Below are 21234 nucleotides of genomic sequence, written 5' to 3'. Positions count from 1 at the left end.
GTGAAGGCAGCAGGAATAAAGCCAATAAAACAAGCTTTTTGTCTGTTTGTAATGGTTGACTTATTTACGCCGAACTGTGCTAGGTATTTTTTGGTGTTTTATTTAGCTAAAATATAATTTATATCGCTGAATATAATGGATTTAAAACAAGCGCAGTATACATAACTACTAAATCACTTATAATCAAGATTTAATCCATTTAAATCTAACTTTTTATCCTCTCTCACTGAGATATTTAAATCATGGTTATGTTATTCAGTAACTAATTATTATAAAAAACTGATATTTGAACAAATTGTATCTATTGATATGATAAATATGTGAATATTAATACATGAAATTTTGTCAAACATGAATAAGAACAAATACATGAAAAATTAATTAATAAAGCATATTTTTTGTAAGAAGTTTCTATATAATAAAAAAACTTAATTCCCAGTCAGAATAGTGTCAGGGCATTAGAAATTGCAACGCAGTGATGCTTCTAAAATGACGATATGCTGCCTGAATCCCGATTGCTCAAATCCCCTTAACCCTGATGGAGAAAAGTTTTGCCTAACTTGTAGCGCACCTTTGGTTGTGTTGCTGCGAAATCGATTCCGGGTAATTCGCGTACTCTCTGACGAAGGTGGATTTGGCAGAACTTACTTAGCAGAAGATATTGATAAACTCAATGAACTTTGTGTCATCAAGCAATTAGCGCCAAAAGCAGAAGGAAGTTGGGCACTGAAAAAAGCGATTGAATTGTTTCAAAAAGAAGCAAAAAGATTACAGGAATTAGGGGAACATCCGCAAATTCCCACACTACTAGCTTATTTTGAACAAGATAGTTATTTATATTTAGTTCAGCAATTTATTGATGGACAAAATTTACTTCGAGAACTAGATACTCGTCGTCGTGGAAAAACTAATCAATCGCCATATACGGAGGGTGAAATTCAAGAAATTTTGTTGAATTTATTACCTGTGCTTAAATTTGTACATGAGCATGGGGTAATTCATCGTGATATCAAACCGCAAAATATTATGTTGCGGAAAAGCGATCAACGATTGAATTTAATTGATTTTGGTTCATCGAAACAATTTACTGTCAGAGTCCAATCAAAAACAGGAACATCGATAGGTTCCCATGGATATTCACCAATCGAACAAATTCGTGATGGAGTAGCTTATCCTGCCAGCGATTTATTTAGTTTAGGTGCTACTTGTTTTCATCTGTTGACGGGAATTTCTCCATTTCAATTATGGACTGAACATGGTTATGCTTGGGTGAATTGTTGGCAGCAATATTTAAAAAGTCCCATTAGTGATCAATTTACACAGATCCTTAACAAGTTATTAAAAAAAGATTTACATCAGCGTTATCAATCGGCTGATGATGTATTGCGTGACTTAGGCTATAAATCACCTGTCCCTGTGAAGATAAATTCTTTACCAGTTTTAAATAAAAAAGGTGTAAAACTCCAAATTGCTATAGTAGCTGGAGCCGGAATACTATTATTAGTGATGGGAGAGTTTTGGTACAAACAATTTGATAGCTTTGGTAATAATAATCCGTCTAATTTAAGTCAGCCAAATCCCGATACAATTGGTATTGATTTGTCTAGCAAAGGTTTTATACCAGATTATTCCCTAGCTGTGACAATTCGCGGTTATACAAATACAGTTTTATCGGTTTTAGTTACCCCAGATGGGAAAACAATTGCCAGTAATAATCAAAATACCATCAAACTTTGGAGTTTATTAACAGGACAGGAAGTTGCCACCTTTGATGGACATACTAAACAAGTTAATGCGATCGCTATCAGCAACGATGGTAAGATTTTGGTTAGCGGTGGCGATGATAACGTCGTTAAACTTTGGACAATGGCAAATGGAAAAGAATTGGCAACCTTGGGAGGACATTCCCAACCTATTCGGGCTGTAGCCATTAGTCCAGATAGTAAAATAGTTGCTGATGGCAGTGATGATGCCACAATCAAGCTGTGGGATTTGGGTAGTCGCAGAGAAATTGTAACCTTGATGGGACATACTTCATCAGTTCATGCGATCGCATTCAGTCCAGATGGTAACATTCTCGCTAGTGCTGGTGTAGATAAAACGGTTAAATTGTGGAATGTTAGTACCGGACAAATCATTACCACCCTCACAGGACATGAAGACACCATCAATAGTTTGGCATTTAGTCCTGATGGTAAAACCCTCGCTACTGCTAGCGGTGACAAAACAGTCAAATTGTGGAATTTAGAGAAAAAACAGCTAATTCGGACATTAACAGGACATACAGCGGGAGTTACATCTGTAGCTTTTAATCCCGACGAAATGACTCTAACAACAGCAAGTAGCGATCGCACAATCAAATTATGGAACTTTTTGACTGGGAGAACAATTCGTACCCTCACATCTCACACTGGTGCTGTTGAATCCATCGGTTTAAACCGTGACGCTTCCACCCTCGTTAGTGGTAGCGAAGATAAAACCCTTAGAATCTGGAGACGTACTAAGTGATATCTTATCTTTAAGTGAGTGGTGAGTGGTGAGCGACGGTGATTTTTTTTATTTGGACTCACTCCCGACTCCTTATGGGCAAAGCAACTCACCCATCCAATTTTCTACTTGAGTGCGTAAACGTAAATTAGAATCTGTAAATAAATTTAATGCACGACGGTAATCTGCGATCGCACAATTCCAATCACCCCATAAATGGTAGGTTCTACCACGTTCTGCGAAGATATTGGCTTCTAGTTGACCAAAAATCAATGCTGCTTCCAAGTCTTCAACAGCCTCATCATACTGCCCCAAATCCCGTAGGGTGATGCCACGGTTAATCCAGGCTCTAACATAGCTAGGATTGAAATCTAAGGCATTATCATAATCTGCGATCGCATTCTCCAATTCACCACATGCAGCGTAATAATTACCACGATTATTGTAAGCGCTGGCTAAATCAGATTTTAATTCTATCGCCCGATTATAATCTGCAAAAGCTTTGTGTTTCTCACCACACTGAAAATAAATAAACCCGCGATTGTTATAGTCTATAGCACTTTTGGGGTTACGCACCAGTAGCTGATCCAAAAGCGCGATCGCTTGACGGTAATCACCATTTTGAGCCGATTTAATCGCAGATGAGCGGAGATAACTATCTCCCAATGCCGTAAAAAGACATTCATCTGCCTCTGTTTGTGTGGCATCAACTGTACTATTTTTTACCCCTTGCTTGGGCTTATTTTGTCCGTTCTCTGGCACTAAAAAAGAGTAACTATTCATATCCTTCCCGCCTGAGCAGCTTGCTCCGTAAGATCAACTTATATTTTTGTGTTCGTTCTTTCTATAGCCCCTGTGTCACTAATCAATGTGTCTATTAGCACTTAGGGGGAAGTTTTTCTGGCTCAACCCCTATCACCACAGGGATGACAGGTTAGTTACAGCTATCCACTATTAATTATTATTTCAATCTAACTATTGATACTTCACCCCCAGGTTCGATTCCAGAAACACCGAACATTAATCTGGGAGATTAATTAAAGTCGTGAGAGCCACAACTTGCTAAAATGCAATCCAGGGACAAATTGGAGATCAGTGATCAAATAGATCAGAAAGTAACAAAAGATTAAAGATTCAGAAAAAAATGCAGCGTTCCTCTTTGTGATCTATATTACATCGTTTATCGCAAAATACCAACTATTTTTTGAATCTAATTTCCTAGTTGCCAATTTCCCGTCAGTAGTTTCTACATCTGGATTAAGATTTAATAACCTAGACTATGACAACAGCAATTTATCATCCTGACGCTCCCGACCTAACTACAGATGATTACGTGGTTCTTGGTTCTGCAACCTGCTTCTACAAAGAAGATGGAGAGGTTCATCAAGTAGAAATCATCGAAGCCATACCTTCTGCCGCATTGGAAGCACTTTTTAAAGGTATTCCCACCTCATATACGATTGCCTGCGCCACCACTATAGGAACAGTCTTAAATGATGGTAATTTTCAAGTTCCTCCAGGCTTTCCGGAAAATGCTCAATTTAGCGAAGAATTTGAACACCGGGTTTTTGCCGCAGCACGAACTTATAAACGTCGTGAAGTTGCTCAATCGCTGATTCCCCTTGGTACTAGCCACAGCAAATTTACTTACTCAACTGAGCGTAAGCGAATCTTGAATGCTTCCCGCATCGTCACCAAGGATGATAATGTCAAGCAGCATTCCCACACCCATCAAGTTCTTTAATTGTTAATTTTTAACTGTTGACTTCACGAAGTCAACAGTTAACCGATTGCTGACTAGAGTTGACACAAATACTCTTATGTAGTCTCGTAATTGTCAAAATACACAGAAAAACTATGTTGAAATTATACGGTGCTGCCCGCAGCCGTGCCACGATTATCCAATGGCAGTTAGAAGAATTAGCTATTCCCTACGAATTTGTCCTACTGGATATGCAAGCAGGAGAACATCGTCAACAGGAATTCCTCGAAATTAACCCTTTCGGGAAAGTTCCAGCGATTGTGGATGGTGATTTGAAGCTATGGGAATCGGGAGCGATTTTATTGTACTTAGCTGAAAAATATAGTCCCGTCAAATATTCTTCAAATCAACAAGCTGAATTTGCCCAATGGGTTTTGTTTGCCAATGCGACTCTAGGACCTGGTATTTTTGTCGAAGCGAACCGAGAGAAGGAAATGCCGAAGTTAATGACAGCATTGAATGGAATTTTTGAGCATCAACCCTTTTTGATGGGAAATGAGTTTACGGTTGCGGATATCGCAGTTGGCTCATATTTGAGTTACATCCCCATGTTACTTAAAATTGATTTAAGTGAATATACGTATGTTGCCAAGTATATGGAGCAGATGCAAGAGCGTCCAGCATTTCAGAAAGCTTTCGGACAGAGGGGATAAGCCATAACCTAGAAGAATTTGTGTAGGGATTTGAACGCGGGCAGGTACAAGCAGAAAAATTGTGGGATACAAATTATTAGAGACTCACAAGCGATGTTTTCAAGTACCAAGTTTCCGGGGACAACTGCCCCAGAAAGCTTCCCCAAATTGTCACGCCTGAAGGGGTAAGTGCGTTAGACTGCATTAACGTACCTCAATAAACTTCAGGCATGATAATTTACTTCCTGAATATTACCGAAGGAATTTGGCGAAAATTCCGTAGTAGCACCAATGCAATGATCGAACAGTCACAACAAGTAGGACTGCTATTGCAAGAAAGCATAAATCAAGCTACAAATCAAAGCTTAGAAAACTTCATCCAAAAATATCCGTTAATTTCCAAATTACTGCAATTTTTGACTTGGATTAGCAACCATCCACTATTGGGAATATTACTGATTTTATTTATCCTGATATTGATGACAAGCTTAGTTCGTGCTTTTGTCCGTCTAATTGAGTCTATAAGCCTCTCATTACTGCGAAGCCCATTAAAGTGGACTTGGTTACTAGCCCAATATATTTTTAAATCTATATCTATTTTTTTTGAACAAATTATTAACAAAAATTCAGATAAATCTTTAATACAGGAAGCAATTTTAGAATCTCAAAATTTAGAGCAAACTAGACAACAGAGATTAATAGAAATTTCTCAAAAGCTTACTAGATTACAAATAGAACAAGGTGAATTATTAGAAGAAGCTAGTAAGTTATTAAATCAGTTCAAAGTTGATAATTAACAGATATTAGATTTTCCTTCGGAACATTGATCTTAGTTGAGCTTGTTACTCTACATTTCGTTGCCTGTGTTGCCTACTATTAGTGAACCAAAATTATTCGTAATTCTCTACCTTTTAGTATAGAAGGATGTTATGTCTGCTGGAAGACGCTCTCATGAGAAAAATCAATTAACTTATAGGAGTAGCAAGAAAGCATGACTAGATTCGTGAAACAGTCTAGCAGTGCTTTTAAAGAAATTGGAGAAAGAAAATGAGTTTAGAAGATCGCGCCAAAGCTGTTGCTAAAAATGTCGAAGGTAAAGCTCAAGAAGCCGTAGGAAACGTCACTGGCGACCCTGAAGATAAAGCTGAAGGCAAAGCAAAGCAAGCTGAAAGCCAAGTCCGCCACACTGTCGAAGATGCAAAAGACGCAGTTAAAAAGAATATTGACTAGATATCGTTCTAAGAGCGAGTCAGATGCCAAAAAGCATCTGATCCAGCTACCAGTAAAATTATTTTCAAGCAAATTGGAGAAAGAAAATGAGTTTAGAAGATCGCGCTAAAGCTGTTGCTAAAAATGTCGAAGGTAAAGCTCAAGAAGCTGTAGGAAACGTCACTGGCGATCCTGAAGATAAAGCTGAAGGCAAAGCAAAGCAAGCTGAAAGCCAAGTTCGCCACACTGTTGAAGATGCAAAAGACACGGTTAAAAAGAAGATTGACTAGTCTTGAGACAAAACCAGATGCCAAATAACAACATCTAAATTAATCAACAGTAGAAATATATTCAATATAAGTTGGAGAAATCAAATGAGTTTAGAAGATCGTGCCAAGGCTGTTGCCAAAAACGTCGAAGGTAAAATTCAAGAAGCTGTAGGAAACGTCACTGGCGATCCTCAAGATCAGGCTGAAGGCAAAGCAAAACAAGCTGAAAGTAAAGTGCGCCACACTGTTGAGAACGCAAAAGACGCTGTTAAAGAAAATCTTAATTAAGGAAGTGCAATAATCAATTCTCAGCGGTCAATTTTCTCACTTAAGAAAGAAGAAAATTGATTTGATGACGTGCGGTTTATAAACCTGTGAATAGCTTCTACACCAGATCCAGTAGCTTCTTGAGAGCTTAAGGATCTGGGCTTTTTATATGAAAAGTTTTGCGATGTGGAGATACCCGATTTATTAAAGAAACCGGGTATTTAAATTGTTATTTGTTAAGTTGTATATTCAGCGTTGATTTTTACGTAGTCATAACTCAAGTCACAACCCCAAGCTTTTCCTGTTCCCTTGCCATTGCCAAGACTAACTTTAACAACAACGGGATTATTTACAGATTGCGGTTTGCCGTTACCTGCTGCGACTGCTGTGTAGGGTTCGGCTATTTCTTTGAGATATGCACTAGCCGCACCTTTATCAAATGGTAGTGGTTGACCATGATCCATAAGTAAAAAATTACCAAGTTGTATCCGTAATTGTTCTTGGTCAAACACGACTCCAGCGCGTCCAGCGGCGGCGGCAATTCTTCCCCAGTTTGGATCATGTCCAAAAATTGCCGATTTAAATAGAGACGAACTGACAATGGTTTTTGCTACTTGACGAGCTGCGGCTTCATCTGTTGCCCCTGTTACTTGGACTTCAATCAGACAAGTTGCCCCTTCTCCATCACGCGCGATCGCTTTGGCTAAATGTTGACAGACTGCCGTTAACATTGATTCTAATTTCTCGGCTTCTGCTCCCATTTCTGTAATGGCTGGGGTGCGTGATTGTCCATTTGCCAAGGCTATTAAACTATCGTTGGTGCTAGTGTCACCATCAACGGTAATGGAGTTAAAACTGCGATCTGCTGCACGGCTTAACATTTGTTGCCAGAGATGGGGAGAAACCGCAGCATCACAAGTCACGAATCCCAACATTGTCGCCATATTTGGGTGAATCATCCCCGAACCTTTAGCTATACCACCAATTCTCACTGAGCGATCGCCGATTGTGGTTTCCAATGAAATACTTTTTGTTACTAAGTCGGTGGTAATGATTGCCCCTGCCGCATTATCGGAACCTGTTTCCGAAAGTGCTGCGACTAATTTGGGAATTCCACTCCGCAGTGGATCCATTTTTATCCGTTGTCCGATTACTCCCGTGGAAGCGATTAAAACTAAATCGGGGGAAATCTGTAATTCTTTTGCCAATAAAGTCGCGCTTTCGATGGCATCACGCATTCCCTGTTCTCCGGTGGCTGCATTCGCTTGTCCCGCATTACAGAGGATTGCCCTAGTTACTTGTTTTTTTTGTAATTGCTCTCGACAGTAGTCCACACAGGCTGCTTTCACGTAACTTGTGGTAAAAACTCCAGATGCGATCGCGTCAACGTCGGAGAGAATTAATGCTAAGTCGGGTAATCCTGAAGGTTTCAATCCTGCCTTAATCCCGGCTGCACGGTAGCCTCTAGGTGCAGTTACTCCACCAGAAATCTCATGCCAGTCTGCCATTTATTATTTCCCCCGCGAATGTCCTTCGACTGGCGATTATATCAAGTTCGTGCTACCAGATTAATGGTAATTTATTAATGGTTTTAATAATTCTACGCTCAAATATAAATCAAGCTGTTGCTCAAGCTCGATTCTTTTGCTGATAATCGTTCAATTCCATAGCGTCAGGAACTTAAAGAAGCGGCAAATGTCAAGGTTCCTTAGTACATGGAAACTATATAAAAAATAGAGAGCCACCTAGGGTAGCTCTCCAGATCATCAGGGTGCATCTACTTAACATACTATAGCATATACAGCATGAGGGTTAATACCCCCCTTTTAGTTTATTTTTATGAAGTTTACGTGAAGTTTTCGTAAAGCAGTCTTCATACATTCTAACCGAGAAGCTTCTTAAGTAAAGATAACTTACCTTCATAAGGGGGATAAAGTATCTTTAAATCTAGGTAAAAGGGTCGTTTGAGAATACTTTTGTAATGTGAAAAAGTATCGAAACTAGCTTTTCCGTGATAACTACCAATACCGCTGTCACCCACACCGCCAAAAGGTAAAGATGATCCTCCAACTTGCTTAATTGTGTCGTTAATACAGACACCCCCGGATGAAGTTTCCTGAAGAATTTTAGTTTGAAAGTTTTTATCTTGAGAAAATATATAGAGTGCCAGTGGTTTCGGGCGAGAATTAATTTGGGAAATAGCTGTTTCGATATCGCTATATTCCATAATTGGCAAGATAGGACCAAATATTTCATCTTGCATGATTTCATCTTCCCAGGTGACATGATCGATTATTGTAGGGGCTATGTAAAGTTCATCTTCATTGCTTTCACCACCGACAAGAATATCTCCAGTTAGCAAGCTGGCTAATTTTTGATAATGTTTTTTGCCAATTATCCTACCATAATCAGGGCTTTCAATTGGATTTTCTCCATAAAATTCCTGGATAGATTGTTTGATATATTTGCATAAATCTTGCTTAACATTTTTGTGAACAAAAATATAATCTGGAGCAATACAAGTTTGTCCAGAATTCATAAATTTGCCCCAAGTGATGCGTTTTGCCGCGACTTCGATATTGACATCTTCATCAACAATACAGGGACTTTTACCACCCAATTCTAAAGTTACGGGAGTTAGGTGTTTGGCGGCTGCTTCCATGATGATTTTACCAACAGCAGTACCACCTGTGAAAAATATGTGGTCAAATTTTTGTTTAAGTAGTTCTTGACTGGTTGAAACTCCACCTTCCACAACGGTAATATATTCTGAAGGAAAGTTTTTAGTAATAATTTCGGCGATTAACTTAGAAGTATGGGGTGCAAGTTCCGAGGGTTTAATTATGGCACAGTTGCCCGATGCGATCGCGCCCACCAACGGCGTTATACTCAGTGCGAAGGGATAGTTCCAAGGACTGATAATTAAAACTACTCCCAAGGGTTCTGGACAAATCTCGGCTGAAGCTGGTTGCAGGGAAAGTGATACAGGCTTTTTCTGAATTTTTGTCCAGGCTTTGATGTGTTTGAGAGCATAATCTATTTCTTGGGTAATTGCCCCAAGTTCGGAAGTATAGGCTTCAAACATGGGTTTGTTTAAGTCAGCATTCACAGCCGTGAAGATACTTTCTGCTGATTGTTTAATTACTTCCTTAAGTTTTTTTAATTGTTCAATTCTAAAGTCGATATTTTTAGGTTTTCCCGTAGCAAAAAAACTTCTTTGTAGAGAAACCGTTTCTGCGATTGATGATTCAGCTAGCATATTACCCCTAATTAAATGAATTTCGATGAATATTTACCTCAAATATAATGATAGCGAATAATTTTATTTAGATTTTTTCATCTACCAAGTCTGACTGATCCATTGGTAAACTAATTAGAAAAATGCTTCCTTTTCCTAATTCTGATTTTACTTGAATTTTACCTTGATGTGCTTCAACGATTCGCCGCGAAAGATATAAACCTAAACCACTACCCATCCGTTTATGACTGCCTTGACGAAACCTTTCAAACAAATTTATTTGTTCTTCAGCAGAAATTCCCACACCTGTATCTGCAAATTCGATAATGATACTTGGTTTTCTAGTAGGAATGGTTTTGAGACGTAGAGTCACCATCCCTTTATCTGTAAACTTGATGGCATTACCAAGCAAATTGGTAAATAGTCGGTGAAGTTCCAAGCGATCGCCTAAAATTTTACTAGCTTGATTTTCAACAGAAAAATCAAATTGAATCTCTAATCCTTTTGATTGTGCTAATGGTGCCAATTCACCTGCTACCTCTGCTAGTAATTGGCTTAAAACTACAGGTTGGAAAGCTAAAGTTTTGCGTCCAGCATCAAACCGATAAACTTCTAATAAAGTATTCACCATTGCTAGTAAATTAGTATTACTACGTGCCATAATTCCAATAATTTCTAGCAACTGTGGGGACAATTCCCCCAAAGCCCCCTCCTGTAACAAGTCTAGCGTTCTCTCAGCAGCTACCAAGGGGGTGCGTAAGTCGTGAGTGAGACGAGAAACAAAATCTTCACGCTGACGGGCAATTTCATCACGTTCATCAATACTGTGTTTCAGACGTAACAAAGAGCGTACCCGCGCTAACAATTCATCCACTGTTACGGGTTTACGAATAAAATCATCCGCACCCAAATCTAATCCCTGTGCAACATTTGGCGTATCATGGGCGGTAATAATTAGAATTGGCATAAATTGCAATTCCTTATTTTCACGGATATGCAGAGTGACTTCATATCCATCCATTTCTGGCATCATCAAATCCAAGAGTACCAAATCAAATTTTGATTCAGTAATTTTTTCCAAAGCAGTAAAACCATTTTCTGCCGTGGTAACGATATAACCTTCTCCTTCCAAAATATTTTTGATGAGATACACATTATCTGGAGAATCATCGACAACTAGAATTTTGTCAGGGTTAGAAATCATTAAATCAGTTATCAGTGAACAGTGAACAGTTATCAGTCGGAGGTTTGAGACTTCTCAAAAAGAATGTTTGAAAAGTCCTCTTGTTGGTATGAAAAGCTTCTCGAACCGCCTAAATCCACGCCACATGCTACAAGTCGGTTGCAGGTGGCTGCCCTTTTTAAGAGGAACTTTGTTCCAGTTCCCCCTTTTTTTAGCTACGGTGTACACATAAGTCTTGAATTCCCTAGATTCTCTATAATCCCACGCCCGCCAACGCTTGAAACCGTCGTCTAATAACCAAAGTCATCTGCAAGATGACTGAATATTTTTGGTTTTTAGTCAATTTCAATGGACTTATGCTGTGAGACTGGGATTTTCAATCCTAGGTGGAGTGAGGCATTTACTCGGAGGAGTACGATAAGCCCTGTTAATTTTAACAACCAATTTGATACCATGCAGTCAAAGCAACAGCTAAAGCGTCAGCAGCGTCATCAGGTTTGGGAATTTCCTCCAAATCCAGTTCTTGGGCTACAGCAGCTTGTACCTCCCCTTTATCAGCATTTCCGTATCCGGTTAAAGCCTGTTTAATTTGGGCTGGAGTAAACTCCACATAAGGGAGTTTGTGCTGTGCAATCACTAACATGATGACACCCCGTGCTTGAGCAACTAATATGGTATTTCCCATGCGATAAAAAAATAGTTTTTCGATTGCAACCAAATCGGGCTTAATTTCGCCAATCAGCGTGTGTAAGTCATCAAATATAGTACATAGACGTTCACCCATCTCCACCTTGGCTGACGTGCGAATCACACCAAAATCCAGCATACTTACGGGGCTGCCGTTGGGTGTAATATTGGTTGTATCATGTATTTTACTTGGTTCTTGGTTGCACGCGATCGCTCCAAACCCGATAGTCGCTAGCCCTGGATCAATTCCTAAAATTAGCTTTTCCATTGATTTCTTTCTGTTTATGCTACCAGGGAGAGAATAATTAATCTTGTTAGCAGATGGAAATTAGATGTTTGAAATCCAAGTGAATTTTAGATAAATGTCATAATTCCACACTGAGGCTCTCAAGCAGGTAGTGTACAGTTTCTGTTAATCATTGTTCTAGATCACTCCTCCTGATTTGGTATGTCAATTGGTTTTTTTAAACAAGCCCTTAGTGTTTTGCAACGACAGTCACGTAGTCGTACTTCCCATAGAGTTAATCAGTGGTTTAAGTGGTTATCTCCTGGTTTAGCCATTAAGCGTTGGCTGTTGATTAGTGTTGGAGGTGTTCTCCTAGCATCTCTAGGACTAGCTATTTGGATTCGACTCACGCCAATTTTTTGGATAATTGAACTAGTCAAAAATTTCTTAAGCACAATTACAGATATTATCCCGTACTATATCAGTGGTCCTGTAGTTTTACTGTTAGGAATACTACTAGTGCTCTGGGGACAAACCCGTACTGTCGGCTCGATTACATCAGTAATTAGACCAGAAAGTGATGAAGAACTAGTTGATGTCCTCTTAGCGCATCGACGTTTGTATCGTGGACCGAAAATAGTTGTCATTGGTGGTGGTACAGGACTTTCTACCCTCCTCCGTGGACTTAAGGTTTACAGTGCTAACATTACAGCTATTGTCACTGTTGCTGATGATGGTGGCTCCTCTGGTAGATTGCGGCGGGAGTTTGGAGTTTTGCCACCAGGTGATATTCGCAACTGTTTAGCGGCAATGGCTGATGAAGAAAAATTATTAACTGAACTTTTCCAATATCGTTTCAGTGTAGGTGACGGGCTGACAGGTCATAGCTTTGGTAATTTATTTTTGACTGCTCTCAGTGAAATTACTGGCGATTTAGAACGGGCAGTGGCTGCTAGTTCTAAAGTTTTAGCAATTCGCGGGCAAGTATTACCAGCAACTCTCAGCGATGTCAGGTTGTGGGCAGAATTGGATGATGGTACGAGAATTGAGGGAGAATCTTGTATTGGTGAAGCGAAAGGTAGAATTGCCAAAATTGGTTGTTTGCCAGCAAATCCCCCAGCGTTACCAGGTGCGATTAAGGCGATTCAAGAAGCTGACTATATAATTATGGGACCAGGCAGCCTTTATACAAGTGTGATTCCCAACCTATTAGTACCAGAAATTGCAGACGCGATCGCACTCACAGATGCACCTTGTATTTACGTCTGTAACATTATGACCCAACCAGGGGAAACCACTGGTTACTCAGTTGCTGACCATGTTCGCGCTATTGATTCAGCCTGTGGTCGGGCTTTATTTGATGCGGTGCTTGTCCATAAAAAATCTCCTTCGGATCGGGCTTTAATTCGTTATGCACAAGGGAACTCCCATCCTGTATTCTTAGATCGTGAAGATGTACTGAAGCTAGGTAGACGAATTGTTCCGGCAAATGTCATGCATGAAGATGAAAAAAACTGCGTCCGCCATGATTCCCAAAAATTAGCAAAGGTACTGATACGATGGTATAGCGGAGCCAAAATTTAATTGCACATAGACATTGCACATAGACATAGATATACAAACAATATTATCTCTCCAAAATGCCTAGAATTATTAATAGTGAAGTACCCCAACCTCAGCGAAGCAGGTTGGGGCTTCCAACATCATTAAATCAGTGACCATCTTATTCGTCTTCGGAGTTTCCCGTATCTTCCGCCGTTGTCACGTTAGGTATTTCTATGACTAGAAATTCGGGACTAAACCCGATGATAATCCATCAAAACTAAGTATGGTCATAAATTGTGGAAAAATCAAGGGAAGCTAGGAACAGAAATTACCCACCCAACCTGCTAACAGCGCCATGAGATTATGCCACAATAACGAGACATAGGCGAAGACATAAGAATGCATGAGGAGTTTGAGTAGTGGATTCCCGATATAACCCAGCGGACATTGAGGAAAAATGGCAAAAAACATGGGCAGAACTTGGCTTAGATAAGACATCTTCAGATAGTAGTAAGCCCAAGTTCTATGCTTTATCCATGTTCCCCTATCCTTCAGGGAGCCTCCATATGGGACATGTTCGTAACTATACTATTACTGATGCGATCGCACGCCTCAAAAGAATGCAGGGTTATCGGGTTTTGCATCCGATGGGTTGGGATGCTTTTGGTTTGCCTGCGGAGAATGCGGCAATCGACAGGAATGTTCCACCATCACAATGGACTTACCAGAATATTCAGCATATGCGATCGCAGTTGCAGAAGTTAGGGCTTTTTATCGATTGGGATAATGAGTTAGCTACCTGTTCCCCTGATTATTATCGCTGGACGCAGTGGATTTTCTTGCAGTTTTTCCAAGCTGGTTTAGCTTACCAAAAGGAAGCAGCAGTAAACTGGGATCCCATAGATCAAACTGTCATCGCTAATGAACAGGTAATTGATGGGCGTTCCTGGCGTAGTGGTGCTATTGTGGAACGCAAGTTGCTCAGGCAGTGGTTTTTGAAGATTACTGCATACGCTGAAGAATTATTACAAGACCTTGACAAGTTGCCAGGATGGCCAGAAAAAGTCCGCAAACTCCAAGCTAACTGGATTGGTAAATCAACAGGTGCCTATTTGGAATTCCCGGTTGTGGGGATGGATGAGAAGATAGGAGTCTACACCACCCGTCCGGATACAGTTTACGGGGTGAGTTATGTGGTTTTAGCACCGGAACACCCCCTTACAACCAAAGTCACCACAGCTAGCCAAGCAGATGCAGTTGCCGAGTTTGCCAAGGAAGTTGGCAATCAAAGCGAATTGGAACGAACGGCAGAAGATAAACCAAAGCGGGGAATTCCCACCGGAGGAATGGCAATCAACCCCTTCACCGGGGAAGAAATACCAATTTTAATCGCTGATTACGTACTTTATGAATATGGCACGGGTGCGGTGATGGGGGTTCCAGCACATGATGTGCGAGATTTCAAGTTTGCCAAAAATTACAATTTACCAATCAAATTTGTGATTGTGCCCAACGACAACAAAGAAGCGCACAATCAAGATGCGGCATATACTGATGCGGGAATTTTGGTAAATTCGCAGCAATTTGATGATATGGATTCAATTGAAGCTAAAAAAGCCATCGTTAAATATGCAGAATCTCAAGGTTTTGGGAAAGAACGGGTACAATTTCGTCTCCGTGATTGGTTGATTTCCCGTCAACGTTACTGGGGTGCGCCAATCCCCATTATCCACTGTCCGGAGTGCGGTGCTGTTCCCGTACCCGATGCTGATTTACCCGTACAGCTACCTGATAATATCGAATTAACTGGACGTGGTGGTTCACCCTTAGCAAACTTGGAAAGCTGGGTAAATGTTCCTTGCCCCAGTTGTGGAACTCCAGCGAAGCGGGAAACCGATACGATGGATACATTTATTGATTCATCGTGGTATTACCTGCGGTTTACCGATGCGAATAACTCTGAGGAAATATTTACAAAAGAAAAAGTCAACAGTTGGATGCCAGTAGATCAGTATGTTGGTGGTGTGGAACATGCGATCTTACATTTATTGTACTCCCGATTCTTCACCAAAGTTTTACGCGACCACGCATGTGCGCCTAACGGCGAACGCGGTTTACTGCAATTTGATGAACCATTCAAGCAACTTTTAACCCAGGGAATGGTACAGGGCTTAACCTATATGAATCCCAAAAAATCTGACAAGGATAAATGGGTTCCCACCAACTTGGTAAATGCTGCCGATCCCCGCGACCCCCAAACAGGTGATCCTTTACAATTAGTTTATGCCACCATGTCTAAATCTAAAGGTAACGGCGTAGCACCAGAAGACATCATCGCTAAGTATGGTGTAGATACTGCCCGGATGTTTATTTTATTTAAAGCACCCCCAGAAAAAGACTTGGAATGGGATGAGGCTGATGTTGAGGGACAATTCCGCTTTTTGAATCGGGTCTGGCGTTTGGTGACAGAATACATCGCCGTCGATAGCAAAAGCAATAAATTACAGGAATCCAAAGCCGAAAAAGACTTACGACGGGCAATACATATCGCCATCAAAGAAATTAGCGAAGATGTGAACGAAGGGTATCAATTAAATACTGCTATTTCTGAGTTGATGAAATTAAGTAATGCCCTAACTGACGCAGATTGTAAAACCTCCCCCATCTACTCCGAAGGAATTCGGACTTTGTTGTTACTCTTAGCACCCTTTGCCCCCCACATTGCTGAGGAACTATGGCATTTATTGGGAAACAAAGAATCGGTACATACCCAAGCTTGGTTAAACCATGATCCTGAAGCTTTAATTGCCGATGAAATTACCTTAGTCGTTCAAGTTAACGGTAAAAAACGCGCTGATATTCCAGTTCCAGCCAAAGCCGACAAAGCGGAATTGGAAAAATATGCCCTAGCATCGGAAGCAGTACAACGGCATTTAGAAGGCAAAGAAATTAAAAAAGTCATTGTCGTGCCAGGGAAACTGGTAAATTTTGTTGTAGCTGGTTAATTCAATTATGGTTTTGAATGACTCTTACTCCCTTTCCCGAGCAAGTAAGGGGGTTAGGTCAGTATATTTATCTGTTCCCTTGTTCCCTGTTTTCAGCTTCCACTCTAATCAATTAATCTGATACCGAGTCCAAAAATCATTGCAACACATAGAAAACCTGTAGGGGTTTAGCACTGCTAAACCCCTACCAACTCATCTGTCGCATTCTTTTTCCAAATTGGTATGAAATTATTTTGATTCGATCGGTGGCTATTGTCAAAAAAATGTCGAGAAATTGAATCTTTGCTGTAAGATGAAAACCAGCTTTCAGCATATAAAATCACTTGTTTTTTGGAGGGTAGGCTTATTAATTCTTCGAGCAGCTTACCAGATACTAAATCTGCACCCGAAGCGGACTCCTCAGTCTTGCAAATATGGGGTGGGCAACCTTTGCGAGGTCATGTCAAAATTAGCGGTGCTAAAAACTCAGCATTGGTAATTATGGCTGCTGCCTTACTGTGTCCCGAAGATTGTCGTATTCGCAACGTGCCTTTATTGGCGGACGTTGAACGGATGGGACAAGTTTTAACTACATTAGGTGTTCGGGTTGAACGCCAAGATGATGCTTTAGTCATCAATGCCAAGGATTTTTCCACGTCAAAAGCACCCTATGAACTTGTAACCCAATTACGTGCAAGCTTCTTCGCTATCGGTGCTATTTTGGCGCGGCTGGGAATCGCCCAAATGCCATTACCTGGAGGCTGTGCTATTGGTGCAAGACCTGTAGATTTACATGTCCGTGGACTCCAAGCTATGGGTGCAGAAGTTCAAATTGAACATGGCATCTGTAATGCTCACCTTCACGGAAATAATCGCAGACTACAAGGCGCAAAAATATACTTAGATTCTCCGAGTGTTGGTGCTACCGAAACCCTAATGATGGCGGCAACTTTAGCAGATGGAGAAACAGTTCTCGAAAATGCTGCCCGCGAGCCTGAGGTAGTAGATTTAGCTAATTTTTGCATTTCTATGGGGGCAAAAATTCAGGGTGCAGGTACTAGTACAATTACAATTCAAGGAGTAGAAAAACTTCACTCCACCGATTACAGTATTATTCCCGATCGCATCGAAGCTGGAACTTTTTTGATGGCAGGTGCCATTACAGGTTCAGAAATACTCCTATCCCCCGTTGTTCCCGAACATTTGTTTCCAGTAATTGCCAAATTGCGGGAAGTTGGAATTCCCATATTCCAGGAAGCAGCAGATTGTCTACGTGTGGCACCAGCTAGCGTGATCAAAGCTACCAATATTGAAACTTTGCCCCATCCAGGTTTTCCTACCGATGTGCAAGCCCCATTTATGTCTTTGTTAGCAATTGCTGAAGGTGATAGCTTAATCAACGAAACGGTATTTGAAAATCGCTTGCGTCATGCTTCCGAACTTAATCGTTTAGGGGCAGATATTCGCATCAAGGGGAATGTTGCCTTTGTGCGAGGTGTACCAATGTTATCTGGTGCCCCAGTGCGAGGTACCGATTTACGTGCAGCAGCAGCTTTGGTAGTTGCAGGATTAGCAGCCAGTGGCAAAACTACAATTAAAGGATTAAGTTTTCTCGATCGAGGCTACGATCGACTCGATCTGAAGTTGCAACAATTGGGAGCGAAAATTCAACGTCTGAGTGAAGCCGAAGCGGGTGCTGACTTTGCGCCATTGAGTGAAAATTAGTCATTTTTTTGAGGATGGGTACCTTACCCAAGAGGCAGGGGGAATTCACGAGCAGGGAGCGGGGGACTGAGCTATTTCCCCCTTGCTCCCTGTCTCTGACCCTTTTCCTCTTTTTGACCCACTGTGCCAATTAATTTGGAAAACCCGGTTAAACTCTGCCTTAGTACCGTAAATAAGTCTCTAAATCAGTAATTTGGGGTTTTGGTAGCTGATTTAGAACACGCCAAATTACAGTGTAACTACCGTCTGGACGGCGGCGAACTGGTCGAAAAGCAATTACTGTATCACTGCTTTGGATCTTAGTTATTGTATCAATTTGTAGGCGTTGCTGAGGGGTAAGTCGTTCATTTTTGATGATAGCTTCAGGTATTTGGAATTGTAGCGATCGCATGATGTATGTATGGTTTAATTTTGCCGGAATTCTGGCTTGGGCGATACTATTATTCACCCCTTTTCCTGTTTGAAAGCGTCTTCGTTCAATTTGGATCGCATTTAATTGTTGCGGTGGTTGATAGTTCAGAAATAATTCCCTTGTTGAGGGGGAAACTTTGTTTAAGCCGGAATCCAGTTTTTCGATGGGTATATCTCCCAAATCTGCCATAAAACTATAATCTACCCCCTTTAAGAGCATTTGAAAGTTATCATTCACCAACTGAAGTGTTAAGCTGGGATTAAATTCACTAGTTGCTTCGCCCAAGCTAGGGAATGGATAACGTTCACCTACAGTTTGCACTAAGCGGTTTTGCAACGTGTTTAATGGACGAGAATAAGCTAAGTGTGGCAAAACACGAAAAATGCCTGTTTTGGGTAATTCTAAAAATTTGGCATAGGTTTGTGGTTCTTGGGGGTCGAGTCCGTAGGCAAAATTTTCTAGTGCGGATGTTGTCTGTTTGGGATCTTCAAACTTAATTCCCTGGGGAAATACTGCCTTTGTCTGATTTAACTTAGCTTCGGCATTTTCTAGTGGTGATAATGCTTCTGGTGGCAACACTAACGCTGCCTGTATCGGTGCTACATAATCAGCTAGGGGTTTCTTAGCAATAATTCCTACAGTTGGTACTGAAGAATATGGTAAGTTAGGTTCTTGGATGGCAAATGGGACAGCTTTTTTTCCCAAAAGAGGACGTTCAATTGCTGATATTGCCAAAACTGGATGGAATTTTCTTTCTCCGCTAACTAATGGTAGTTCCCGGACTAGGGCAAGTTCTCCTCTACGAGATAATATTCGATCGAGTAATGGAGAAAGTTTTAACAGTTCCTGACTTGATGCATACAAACCGCAGTAAATTTCAGCTTCTGCATCGTTGAGTTTTTCACGATTCCCAGATGCACAAGTTCCTCTAAAACCAGGGTTTTGCTTTCTCGCAAAGGCTTCAATTACTTTCGATTGAATCAAAATTTGCCCACGCACAACTCTAACTTGGTTTGGATCTGGTTGGGCGATCGCTTTTTCGATCCGTGCTACCAAATTAATCTGTTCCTGCACCATTTGACTTGTGTGTTTGTAAAAATCACTACTTTCTCCTAAAGTATTATTACTATTGGCAAAGCTAGGAAAAATGAATAACCCTGAAAACAAAGATGTTAAAAAAAATGGCAATTTTAACTGCATAAAAACTCACAAAAGATATATGGCCATGAAAAGTCTAAAATAAGGATTAAATTTAGAGATAAGATCCAACTAATTAATAGATAGCCATCTAAATAGTTTGGCGATATCATCTTTAATAGCGTCATCGGTCTGTTACCAGTGCTAAAACACGATTACATGCAAGCTTCCCAGGATCAGGCAATTCATTCTGAGGCTCCACTACAGTTGTTGCTATTTGTCGATGACCGTTTAAAATCACGACAACAAGTACAGCGTATTCTCTCGTATTTAAAAAAAATGCAGACAGAGTACCAATTTGAGCTTCAAGTAATTGACGTGGGACAGCAACCATATTTAGCAGAACACTTCAAATTGATAGCAACACCATCGCTAATTAAAATCCATCCTGAACCGAGACAAACTATTGCAGGTAGCAATATTATCAGCCAATTAAAAATTTGGTGGCCCCGATGGCAGGCAGCAGCAGAAACTTATCTCCAACTTCAAAATGATTTAGAATTAGAAACCCTCCCCGAAAACTCCAATCATAACTCTGTTGTTCAAGATTCCCAAGTATCAATTCGCTCAGTTGCAGCATCCGCAGAACTAATTAGACTATCAGATGAGGTTTTTCGACTCAAGCAGGAGAAAGATAAGTTAAACGAGCAGTTGCAATTTAAGGATCGGATCATTGCTATGTTGGCGCATGATCTTCGTAACCCACTGACGGCAGCAGCTATAGCCATTGAAACCCTGCAAAATAACTTTAATTTGGATAAGGGTGAATTTGAACGTTTAACACCCGGTTTAGCGATGCATTTATTTAAACAGGCACGCTCTCAAACTAAAATCATGGGGCGGATGATAGTTGATTTGTTACAAGTAGGAAGAGGGACAGATCGGGAATTACCTATTCAGCCCGAAAAAATTAGTTTGAATCGGTTATGTTTTGAAGCCTTAGATGAATTAAGCGATCGCTTGAGTGCCAAATCCCTACAAATTGACACGGATATTCCCAAGGACTTACCGAGGGTATACGCTGATCCAGAACGCATCCGCCAGGTGATCATCAACCTTTTAGATAATGCCATCAAATATACCCCTGAAAGTGGAAAAATCGGCATTTCTGGACTACATCGCACCACCCAAAAAGTTCAATTGAGCATCAGTGATTCCGGATTAGGCATCCCCGAAGCAAACCGCGATCGCATTTTTGAAAATCACTACCGTCTTGAACGCGATGAAAGTAAAGATGGATACGGCATAGGTCTGTGTTTGTGCCAGCGCATTATCCGCGCCCACTATGGTCAAATATGGGTAGAAGAATCTCCCAGTGGTGGAGCTTGGTTTCATTTTACACTGCCTGTCTATCCTAAATGAATAGTAAGTAACTTTTAATCTGCTGACTATTTTTGTAAATGCGCTTTCC

The 21234-nt window shown here is 40.6% G+C and carries 17 protein-coding genes; 11 read left to right on the top strand and 6 right to left on the bottom strand.

What is annotated here, in order from left to right:
- Window positions 1-489: 489 nt before the first annotated feature.
- Complete coding sequence (locus CAL6303_RS24005) at window positions 490-2508, top strand: serine/threonine-protein kinase (protein ID WP_083866339.1); 2019 nt, start codon at window positions 490-492, stop codon at window positions 2506-2508.
- Between the two features lie 72 nt (window positions 2509-2580).
- On the opposite strand, the gene CAL6303_RS24000 is transcribed toward CAL6303_RS24005, so the two are convergent.
- The gene (locus CAL6303_RS24000) at window positions 2581-3270 is read right to left on the bottom strand and encodes a tetratricopeptide repeat protein (RefSeq protein WP_015200432.1); all 690 of its coding nucleotides are present in this window, start codon (window positions 3268-3270) and stop codon (window positions 2581-2583) included.
- Between the two features lie 496 nt (window positions 3271-3766).
- On the opposite strand from CAL6303_RS24000, the gene CAL6303_RS23995 reads away from it, so the two are divergent.
- From CAL6303_RS23995 to CAL6303_RS23970, 6 genes are all read left to right on the top strand, one after another.
- On the top strand, window positions 3767-4231 hold the full coding sequence (locus CAL6303_RS23995) for a hypothetical protein (RefSeq protein WP_015200431.1): 465 nt from the start codon (window positions 3767-3769) through the stop codon (window positions 4229-4231).
- 113 nt (window positions 4232-4344) lie between these two features.
- Window positions 4345-4902, top strand: a complete 558-nt coding sequence (locus CAL6303_RS23990; protein ID WP_015200430.1) for a glutathione S-transferase family protein — start codon at window positions 4345-4347, stop codon at window positions 4900-4902.
- 209 nt (window positions 4903-5111) lie between these two features.
- Window positions 5112-5678, top strand: a complete 567-nt coding sequence (locus CAL6303_RS23985) for a hypothetical protein (protein WP_015200429.1) — start codon at window positions 5112-5114, stop codon at window positions 5676-5678.
- 250 nt (window positions 5679-5928) lie between these two features.
- The gene (locus CAL6303_RS23980) at window positions 5929-6111 is read left to right on the top strand and encodes a CsbD family protein (RefSeq protein ID WP_015200428.1); all 183 of its coding nucleotides are present in this window, start codon (window positions 5929-5931) and stop codon (window positions 6109-6111) included.
- Between the two features lie 86 nt (window positions 6112-6197).
- Complete coding sequence (locus tag CAL6303_RS23975) at window positions 6198-6380, top strand: CsbD family protein (RefSeq protein ID WP_015200427.1); 183 nt, start codon at window positions 6198-6200, stop codon at window positions 6378-6380.
- 84 nt (window positions 6381-6464) lie between these two features.
- Window positions 6465-6647 carry a CsbD family protein gene (locus CAL6303_RS23970; RefSeq protein ID WP_015200426.1) on the top strand — a complete coding sequence of 61 codons (183 nt, stop codon included), beginning with the start codon at window positions 6465-6467 and terminating at the stop codon, window positions 6645-6647.
- 215 nt (window positions 6648-6862) lie between these two features.
- Here the strand turns inward: CAL6303_RS23970 and argJ are convergent, their stop codons facing one another.
- From argJ to ruvC, 4 genes are all read right to left on the bottom strand, one after another.
- A complete protein-coding gene (gene argJ, locus CAL6303_RS23965) occupies window positions 6863-8134 on the bottom strand; it encodes a bifunctional ornithine acetyltransferase/N-acetylglutamate synthase (protein WP_015200425.1) in 1272 nt (423 codons plus the stop codon).
- Window positions 8135-8508: 374 nt separating this feature from the next.
- Window positions 8509-9885, bottom strand: coding sequence for an aldehyde dehydrogenase (locus CAL6303_RS23960; protein ID WP_015200424.1), 1377 nt, complete (start codon window positions 9883-9885; stop codon window positions 8509-8511).
- 67 nt (window positions 9886-9952) lie between these two features.
- Window positions 9953-11068, bottom strand: a complete 1116-nt coding sequence (locus CAL6303_RS23955; RefSeq protein WP_015200423.1) for a hybrid sensor histidine kinase/response regulator — start codon at window positions 11066-11068, stop codon at window positions 9953-9955.
- Window positions 11069-11480: 412 nt separating this feature from the next.
- Window positions 11481-12002 carry a crossover junction endodeoxyribonuclease RuvC gene (gene ruvC / locus CAL6303_RS23950; RefSeq protein ID WP_015200422.1) on the bottom strand — a complete coding sequence of 174 codons (522 nt, stop codon included), beginning with the start codon at window positions 12000-12002 and terminating at the stop codon, window positions 11481-11483.
- 180 nt (window positions 12003-12182) lie between these two features.
- On the opposite strand from ruvC, the gene CAL6303_RS23945 reads away from it, so the two are divergent.
- The 3 genes from CAL6303_RS23945 to murA all read left to right on the top strand — a co-directional run bounded on the left by CAL6303_RS23945 (window position 12183) and on the right by murA (window position 18214).
- On the top strand, window positions 12183-13544 hold the full coding sequence (locus CAL6303_RS23945) for a gluconeogenesis factor YvcK family protein (RefSeq protein ID WP_015200421.1): 1362 nt from the start codon (window positions 12183-12185) through the stop codon (window positions 13542-13544).
- 380 nt (window positions 13545-13924) lie between these two features.
- Entirely contained in the window at window positions 13925-16510 is a 2586-nt protein-coding gene (leuS, locus tag CAL6303_RS23940; RefSeq protein WP_015200420.1) for a leucine--tRNA ligase, read from the top strand.
- Window positions 16511-16840: 330 nt separating this feature from the next.
- Window positions 16841-18214, top strand: coding sequence for a UDP-N-acetylglucosamine 1-carboxyvinyltransferase (gene murA, locus CAL6303_RS23935; RefSeq protein ID WP_015200419.1), 1374 nt, complete (start codon window positions 16841-16843; stop codon window positions 18212-18214).
- Window positions 18215-18374: 160 nt separating this feature from the next.
- Here the strand turns inward: murA and CAL6303_RS23930 are convergent, their stop codons facing one another.
- Window positions 18375-19826, bottom strand: a complete 1452-nt coding sequence (locus tag CAL6303_RS23930) for a hypothetical protein (protein ID WP_015200418.1) — start codon at window positions 19824-19826, stop codon at window positions 18375-18377.
- Window positions 19827-19982: 156 nt separating this feature from the next.
- Here CAL6303_RS23930 and CAL6303_RS23925 point away from each other — a divergent pair, with 156 nt between their 5' ends.
- Window positions 19983-21185: a histidine kinase gene (locus CAL6303_RS23925; protein ID WP_015200417.1), complete on the top strand. Its 1203-nt coding sequence runs from the start codon at window positions 19983-19985 to the stop codon at window positions 21183-21185.
- The last annotated feature ends 49 nt before the right edge of the window (window positions 21186-21234 follow it).

Source organism: Calothrix sp. PCC 6303 (genome assembly GCF_000317435.1).
Classification (GTDB): domain Bacteria; phylum Cyanobacteriota; class Cyanobacteriia; order Cyanobacteriales; family Nostocaceae; genus PCC-6303.
The sequence above is the reverse complement of the archived record's forward strand: the minus strand, read 5'-3'. Positions and strand labels throughout refer to the sequence as shown.

What these genes read in the sequence shown, in the direction of transcription:
- CAL6303_RS23970 (WP_015200426.1), top strand. Translation starts at nt 6,465, where the DNA reads ATGAGTTTAGAAGATCGTGCCAAGGCTGTTGCCAAAAACGTCGAAGGT.
- CAL6303_RS23990 (WP_015200430.1), top strand. Translation starts at nt 4,345, where the DNA reads ATGTTGAAATTATACGGTGCTGCCCGCAGCCGTGCCACGATTATCCAA.
- CAL6303_RS23980 (WP_015200428.1), top strand. Translation starts at nt 5,929, where the DNA reads ATGAGTTTAGAAGATCGCGCCAAAGCTGTTGCTAAAAATGTCGAAGGT.
- CAL6303_RS23975 (WP_015200427.1), top strand. Translation starts at nt 6,198, where the DNA reads ATGAGTTTAGAAGATCGCGCTAAAGCTGTTGCTAAAAATGTCGAAGGT.
- argJ (WP_015200425.1), bottom strand. Translation starts at nt 8,134, where the DNA reads ATGGCAGACTGGCATGAGATTTCTGGTGGAGTAACTGCACCTAGAGGC.
- CAL6303_RS23960 (WP_015200424.1), bottom strand. Translation starts at nt 9,885, where the DNA reads ATGCTAGCTGAATCATCAATCGCAGAAACGGTTTCTCTACAAAGAAGT.
- CAL6303_RS23985 (WP_015200429.1), top strand. Translation starts at nt 5,112, where the DNA reads ATGATAATTTACTTCCTGAATATTACCGAAGGAATTTGGCGAAAATTC.
- CAL6303_RS23995 (WP_015200431.1), top strand. Translation starts at nt 3,767, where the DNA reads ATGACAACAGCAATTTATCATCCTGACGCTCCCGACCTAACTACAGAT.
- CAL6303_RS23930 (WP_015200418.1), bottom strand. Translation starts at nt 19,826, where the DNA reads ATGCAGTTAAAATTGCCATTTTTTTTAACATCTTTGTTTTCAGGGTTA.
- CAL6303_RS24000 (WP_015200432.1), bottom strand. Translation starts at nt 3,270, where the DNA reads ATGAATAGTTACTCTTTTTTAGTGCCAGAGAACGGACAAAATAAGCCC.
- ruvC (WP_015200422.1), bottom strand. Translation starts at nt 12,002, where the DNA reads ATGGAAAAGCTAATTTTAGGAATTGATCCAGGGCTAGCGACTATCGGG.
- CAL6303_RS24005 (WP_083866339.1), top strand. Translation starts at nt 490, where the DNA reads ATGACGATATGCTGCCTGAATCCCGATTGCTCAAATCCCCTTAACCCT.
- CAL6303_RS23925 (WP_015200417.1), top strand. Translation starts at nt 19,983, where the DNA reads ATGCAAGCTTCCCAGGATCAGGCAATTCATTCTGAGGCTCCACTACAG.
- CAL6303_RS23945 (WP_015200421.1), top strand. Translation starts at nt 12,183, where the DNA reads ATGTCAATTGGTTTTTTTAAACAAGCCCTTAGTGTTTTGCAACGACAG.
- CAL6303_RS23955 (WP_015200423.1), bottom strand. Translation starts at nt 11,068, where the DNA reads ATGATTTCTAACCCTGACAAAATTCTAGTTGTCGATGATTCTCCAGAT.